Annotated in this window: 5 protein-coding genes; 3 read left to right on the forward strand and 2 right to left on the reverse strand. The window is 73.5% G+C overall.

Annotation, left to right across the window (positions count from 1 at the left end; translation table 11 throughout):
- A partial coding sequence (locus tag BN2279_RS06785; protein ID WP_324612822.1) for a cytochrome P450 occupies nucleotides 1-1,227 on the forward strand: 1,227 nt, incomplete at its 5' end.
- On the opposite strand, the gene BN2279_RS06790 is transcribed toward BN2279_RS06785, so the two are convergent.
- Both BN2279_RS06790 and BN2279_RS06795 read right to left on the reverse strand, forming a co-directional pair.
- On the reverse strand, nucleotides 1,198-1,758 hold the full coding sequence (locus BN2279_RS06790) for a flavin reductase family protein (protein ID WP_234347522.1): 561 nt from the start codon (nucleotides 1,756-1,758) through the stop codon (nucleotides 1,198-1,200). The genes BN2279_RS06785 and BN2279_RS06790 overlap by 30 nt on opposite strands.
- 32 nt (nucleotides 1,759-1,790) lie before the next feature.
- The gene (locus BN2279_RS06795) at nucleotides 1,791-3,380 is read right to left on the reverse strand and encodes a tryptophan halogenase family protein (protein ID WP_059007489.1); all 1,590 of its coding nucleotides are present in this window, start codon (nucleotides 3,378-3,380) and stop codon (nucleotides 1,791-1,793) included.
- A 382-nt stretch (nucleotides 3,381-3,762) separates the two neighbouring features.
- On the opposite strand from BN2279_RS06795, the gene BN2279_RS06800 reads away from it, so the two are divergent.
- Entirely contained in the window at nucleotides 3,763-5,373 is a 1,611-nt protein-coding gene (locus BN2279_RS06800) for an FAD-dependent monooxygenase (protein WP_059007494.1), read from the forward strand.
- A complete protein-coding gene (locus BN2279_RS06805) occupies nucleotides 5,370-6,911 on the forward strand; it encodes a tryptophan halogenase family protein (protein ID WP_079031930.1) in 1,542 nt (513 codons plus the stop codon). The genes BN2279_RS06800 and BN2279_RS06805 overlap by 4 nt, the downstream gene beginning before the upstream one ends.
- The last annotated feature ends 78 nt before the right edge of the window (nucleotides 6,912-6,989 follow it).

Consider the following 6,989-nt stretch of genomic DNA (forward strand, 5'->3'; position numbering starts at 1 on the left):
GACTTCCACCGCGCCCTGGCCGCCCGCGTCGCCGACCCCTACCCCGTGTACCGCCGCTACCGCGACGCCGCCGCGCTGCACAGGATCGCGCGGCCCGGCACCGGCCGCGAACCGGAGTGGCTCGTCCTGCGCTACGAGGAGGCCGCCACCGTCCTCGCCGGGCGCGGCTTCGGCCGCCGGGCGGCCGAAGCGGGCGCGGGCCCCGCGCCCGCCGTGGCGCTCGTGCCCCCCGCCTACCCGGTGCTCGGCGCCCTCGTCGACAACTGGCTCGTCTTCATGGACCCGCCGCGCCACACCCGGCTGCGGGCCGTCGTCGCCGAATGCCTCGCCGCCCGGATGCGCGCGGGCGTCCGCGGCGGCGTGCGGGCCATCGTCCGGCGGCTGGTGGACCGGGCCGCCACCGAACCCCGCGTCGATCTGGTCGACCGGTACGCGGCGCTCCTGCCCGTGCTGACGATGCTCGCGGTGCTCGGCGTGCCGCCCGGCGACCAGGAGTGGCTGCGCGGCCGGGCCGCCGTGTTCCAGCAGGCCACCACCTTCCGGCCCGGCCCCCGCGCGCCGCGCCTGGCCGCCGCCGAGGAAGCGGCCCGCGACCTCGACGGGTACTTCCGGGCCGCGCTGGCCGAACGGCGGGCCGCGCCGCGCGACGACCTGCTCTCCGCGCTGCTCGCCGCCGACCGGGACGACGACCTGGCCGACGACGACGTCCTGGTCGGGACCAGCGTGCACCTGCTGCTCGGCGGCCACGAGGCGACGACGAACGCGCTGGCCAAGACCGCGCTGCTGCTCCTGCGGCAGCCACACCTCCAGGACACGCTGCGCCGCCGCCCCGGACTGCTGCCGGCGGCGGTCGACGAGTTCATCCGCTACGACTCACCCGCGCAGATGGTGACCCGGTGGGCCTACCAGGACGAGACCGTCGCCGGTCACCGCATCAGGCGCGGTGACAAGGTGACCGTCGTGCTGGGCGCCGCCAACCGGGACCCCGACCGGTTCGAGGAGCCCGACACCGTCCGGTTCGACCGCGACGGCCACCGGCACTGCGGGTTCGGCATGGGCGCCCACTACTGCCTCGGATCCGCCCTCGGCCGCATCGAGGTCGAGGCCGGGGTGGAGGGGCTGCTGACGCTGCTGCCCGGCCTGCGGCTGGACGACGACGCCGTGCCGTACCGCGAGGACCTGGTGTTCCACGGCCCGTCACGCCTGTCGGCCACCCGGCGGGCGTGACGCGCCGCCCGGCGGCCCCCACGACAGGAACTCCCGCATCCCGTACACCAGCGGCAGCCCCCCGACCAGCTCCACCCCGTCCACCGCGCCCACCACGACCACGTGATCGCCCACCACGAACCGGCTGCCGACCCGGCACTCGGCGAACGCGAACGCGTCCCGGTGCAGATGCGGCAGGCCGGACGGCGGCCGGGGCCGCCACGGCACCTGCGTGAACCGGTCCCCGCAGCGCGTCGCGAACACCGTGGCCGCGTGCCGCGCCTCCGCGCGCAGCAGGTTGACGGCGAACCTGCCGGTGGACCGGACGGCCTCCAGCGTCCGCCCGTCCGCCCGCAGGCAGCACAGCAGCGTCGGCGGCGTCAGCGTCACGCTGGTCAGCGACGAGCAGGTCGCCCCCCACGGGCGGCCCTCGCCGTCGACGGCCGTCACCACCGACACCCCGGTCGGGAACCGGCTCATCAGCTCCAGGAACCGGTCCGCCTCCGCCCGTTCGTCCGCGGGCTCCGCCCCCCGGCACGGCTGCTCCCTCACCGCTCGACCTCCCTTCGGCCCGCGCCGGGCGGCTACACGCCGTGCAGGGCGCGGAGATACTCCACGGTCGTCGGCAGGTCACGCGTCATCTCCCGCTGCCTGCGCTTGATCTCGGCGAACAGCCGCGCGCTGTCCCGCACGGCGTCGGGCCGGTGCGCCAGCGACGGCAGCGGCGCGTCCGGCACCACGCCCAGACCCGCGAATATGCAGTAGTAGTTGCTGTTGTTCCAGAAATTGCGGAACTCGGCGTCGAAGTTGTTGTAGTACGTCGCGACGTCCACCACGGGCTGGTTGATGGGCAGCCCGGCCCGGTACATCGCCAGCTTCTCCTGGATCTCAGGCGCCAGCGTCAGTTCCTTGTTCGCCCGCCAGAACTCGGTGTCGTTCCGCGGCGGCAGGAAGAAATGCGCCTGGATGAAGTCACGGGTGTCGTCGAACATGGCCTCGATCTCACCGTTGAACCGGTCGATGAGGACCTGGTTGAAGCTCTTGTCGGGGAAGTGCCGCACCAACTGGTAGATCGCCGCGGTGATGAAGTAGATCCCGGTCGACTCCAGCGGCTCCAGGAAGCACGACGACAGGCCGACGCTGACGCAGTTGCGCACCCAGGCCCGGCGGTTGCGGCCCACCCGGAACCTGATGTGGTTCAGCGGCGTGCGCTCCGGGTCCAGGTCCCACAGCCGGCAGAAGTCCTCCGTCGCGCGGTCCCGCCCGGCGAAGCGGCTGGAGTAGACGTAGCCCGTGCCGAACCGCCCCAGCATCGGGATCTTCCACGTCCACCCCGACTCCATCGCGATCGCCGAGGTGAACGGCTCCACCCCGCCGTCGTCGTCGTGCGGCACCGAGGTCGCCACGGCGCTGTCGCACAGCAGATGGTCGCTCATGTCGAGGAACGGCTCGCCCCGCGCCTTGTTGATCAGCAGCCCCCGGAACCCGGAGCAGTCCACGAACAGATCCGCCTCGTACCGCTCGCCGCTGCGCGCCAGCAGCGCCGTGATGAAGCCCCGGCCGTCCAGCTCCGCGTCGAGCATCTCGTCCTCGACGTGCCGCACCCCGAGGTCCCGCGTCGCCAGCCGCCGCAGGAAGTCCGCCACCAGATTGGCGTCGAAGTGCCACGCGTACGAGGTGGCCGGCCGCCCGTCCGGCCAGCACGGCGACTTGAGCGCGTCCATCACCGGCGGCTCCCAGTAACAGGCGTACGCGAACGGCTCGTCCGTCGCGCCGTGATGCCGCAGATAGGCCCAGTAGTGGGACAGCGGCAGCCCGTCGTGCTCGGGCAGCAGCCCGAACAGGTGGTAGAAGGAGTCCGCCGCGCCGTCGTCACCGGTCCTCGGCAGCGCCTGGCCCGGGCCGCCGGTCCGCCAGTTGACGAACTTGATGCCGAGTTTGAAGCTGGCGTTGCACTCCGGCATCCAGTCCCGCTCGGCGAGCCCCAGAAAGTCGAAGAAGACCGTCTGGAGGTTCGGGACCGTGGCCTCGCCCACCCCGATCCTCGGCACCGCGGGCGTCTCCACGACGGAGATCGAGACCGTGTCGCCCAGCGCCTTCGCGAGATACGAGGCGGTCATCCACCCCGCCGTGCCGCCGCCGAGAATGACGATCTTCTCGATCCTGTTGTCCATCTGGTTCTTCCCCGCTTTCCGTCAAGGAGGGCAATTCGCCGGCCGGATGGCGCGCCCCGCCGGGCGCGGGAACCGGAATTCCCGTGCGTTCCGGAAAAGCCCGCGGTGTCCCGGCAGCGAATTCCGAGCGTAGGCACGCGGCACCGCCACCGGGTAGGCGTCGCCGGGGCCGGGCACCGAAACCCACGCGCCCGCGCGGGCTGCCGGGCCACCCGCCCCGGAACGCGGTCCCGCCCCGCCAGGGAACCTGCGCGCGATCCCTTCCCGGCGCGTGATGAAAAGCCGGAACAGCGCCGCCGATACTCGAGGAAACACTCGTGACCGCAGCGCATCGCAGCGTGCCCCGGCCGGCCAGGCAGGAAGAACAGCGCGCACCGACGTCCTGGTCGTCGGCGGGGGACCGGTCGGCCTGTCGCTCGGGCTGGATTTGGCCCGCCGGGACGTGGACTTCCTCCTGCTGGAGGCCGGCGACGGCCGGATCGACCACCCCCGGGTGGGCACCGTCGGCCCCCGGTCGATGGAACTGTTCCGCCGCTGGGGAACCGCCGGGCGGATCCGCTCCGTCCCCTGGCCGGCCGACCACTCCCTCGACGTCGCGTGGGTGACCGCGGTCGGCGGCCACGAGATCCACCGCCTGCGCTTCGGCACCGCCGCGACCCGCGCGGTGCCCGACTTCACCCCCGAGCCCGAACAGATCTGCCCCCAGCACTGGTTGCATCCCCTGCTGATCGACGCCCTCGGCACGGCACCGGACGGGCCGGTCCGGCTCGGATGGCGCCTGACCGGACTCGCCCAGCACGACGACGGGATCCTCGCCACCGTCCTGGACCAGCACACCGGGGACACCGTCACGGTCGAGGCGGCCTACCTCGCGGCCTGCGACGGCGCCGGCTCACCGGTCCGCACGGCCTGCGGCGTACGGACCATCGCCCACCACCCCACCCGCACGTTCCGCAACATCCTCTTCCGCGCCCCCGGCCTGCGGGCCCGCCTCGGCCCGGACGAGCCGCTGGTGTTCTTCCTGACCACGGCCACCCGGCTGAGGTACCCCCTGCGCGCCATGGACGGCGACGCCCTGTACCGGCTCACCGTCTCCGGGGAGCACGACACCGGCACGCCGCCCGAGGAGTTCGTCCGCGCGGCCCTCGCCGTCGACACCCCCTTCACCGTGCTCTCCGACGCGCCCTGGCACCTGACGCAGCGCGTCGCGGAGCGCTACCGGCACGGACGGGTGCTGCTCGCCGGCGACGCCGCGCACTCCGTCTCGCCCTCCGGCGGCCTCGGCATGAACAGCGGCATCGCGGACGCGGCCGACCTCGGCTGGAAGCTCGCCGCGGTCCTCGCCGGCTGGGCCGGGGAGCACCTCCTCGACACCTACGAGACGGAACGCAAACCGGTGGCCGAGGCGAGCCTGCGCGCCTCCCAGGAGAACCTGGCGCGCGAGAGCCGCCGCCACATGCCCCCCGAGATCGCCGACGACACCCCGGAGGGCGCACGCGCCCGCGCCACCCGCCCCGCCCGGCTGGAGGCGCTGGACGTCCGGCGCGAATTCGACGCCCCCGAAGGCCCCTTCGCCTACCGCTACCGGTCGCACACCGTGGTGCCCGCCCCCGCCGAGGAGAAGACCGAACACTGGGCCGACAGCCCCCTGCCCGGCGGTCGCGCCCCGCACGCCTGGCTCGGCCCCGGCCGCTCCACGCTCGACCTGTTCGGCCCCGGCTTCACCCTGCTGTGCGCCGCCGGGGCGGCCCGGGACGCCGAACCGCTGCGCCGCGCGGTCGCCGCCCGGGCCGTGCCGCTGGCCGTGACGGAGCTGCACGACGAGCGCGCCACGCGGATCTACCGGTGGCCCCACGTCCTGGTCCGCCCGGACGGCCACGTCGCCTGGCGCGGCACCGGGCCCCCACCCGACCCCGGCGCCCTCGCCGACCGCGTCCGGGGCGCCGCGCCCCGGGACCCGGAACGAACCGGGAAGGCCGGTGCCACGCGATGATCAAGACGGTCACCATCGTCGGCGGCGGAACGGCCGGCTGGATGACGGCGGCATACCTGAAGGCGGCCTTCCCCGACCGCCTCGACGTCACCCTCGTGGAGTCGCCCTCGGTGGGCCGCATCGGCGTCGGCGAGGCCACGTTCAGCACCGTCCGGCACTTCTTCGACTACCTCGGCCTCGACGAGAGCACCTGGCTGCCCCGCTGCGACGGCGGCTACAAGCTCGGCATCCGCTTCGAGAACTGGGACCGCCCCGGCGGCTCCTTCTACCACCCCTTCGAACGGCTCCGCACCGTGGACGGCTTCTCCCTGGGGGAGTGGTGGCTGCGGATCGGCGACCACACCCGCCCCTTCGACCGGGCGTGCTTCCTCACCCCCGCCCTGTGCGACGCCAAACGCTCGCCCCGCACCCTCGACGGCACCCTCTTCGCCGCCGGCCTCGACGGACCCCTGGGCCGCACCAGCCTCGCCGAGCAGCGCGCCCAGTTCCCCTACGCCTACCACTTCGACGCCGACAAGGTCGCCCGGTTCCTCGCCGAGTACAGCAAGGAACGCGGCGCCCACCACGTCCTGGACGACGTGGTGCACACCGCCCTGGACGAACGCGGCTGGATCAGCCACGTCGTCACCCGCGGCGGCGCCCACCTGGCCGCCGACCTGTTCATCGACTGCACCGGCTTCCGTGGCGCGCTGATCAACAAGCTGCTGGGCGAGCCGTTCCTGTCGTTCCAGGACGTGCTGCCCAACAACCGGGCCGTCGCGACCCGCGTCCACCGCACCGACGTCACCGACATGAACCCCTACACCACCGCCACCGCCATGGACGCCGGATGGATATGGACCATCCCGCTGTACCACCGCGACGGCATCGGCTACGTGTACTCCGACGCGTTCTGCACACCCGACGAGGCCGAACGGACCCTCCGGGACCGCGCCGGCGACCGGACCGGCGACCTGGACGTCCACCACATCACCATGCGCGTGGGCCGCTGCCGCGACTCCTGGGTGCGCAACTGCGTCGCCATCGGCCTGTCCAGCGCCTTCGTCGAACCGCTGGAGTCCACCGGCATCTTCTTCATCCAGCACGGCATCGAGCAGTTGGTCAAACACTTCCCCGACCGCGACTTCAGTCCCGGACTGCGCCAGGCGTACAACCGCCGCGTCGCGCACGCCGTGGACGGCGTCAAGGAGTTCCTCGTGCTGCACTACCGGGCCGCCGGCCGGCAGGACAACGACTACTGGCGCGCCGCCCGCGACCGCCCGGTCCCCGAGGCCCTCGCCGAACGGCTGGCCCAGGCCGGCCCGTACCTGCTGGACGACGAGGCGATCTACCCGCACTACCACGGCTTCGAGCCGTACTCGTGGAACACCATGCTCCTCGGCCTGGCCGCGCGCCCGCCCGCCGCCCGCCCCGCGCTGCGCCACATCGACCCGGTGCGCGCCCGCCGCGCGTTCCAGCGGCTGCGCGCCGAGGCCGACACCGTGGTGCGGCAACTGCCGAGCTGCCACGCGTACCTGCGCCGCCTCCACGACGCCTGAGTCACCCGCCGGACGGCCCGGCCCGCAGCGCCAGCAGCCGGTCCAGACACCCGCCTCTTCTACACCTCCACCGCCGCC

Origin of the sequence: Streptomyces specialis (genome assembly GCF_001493375.1) — a bacterium.
GTDB classification, from domain to species: Bacteria; Actinomycetota; Actinomycetes; order Streptomycetales; family Streptomycetaceae; genus Streptomyces; species Streptomyces specialis.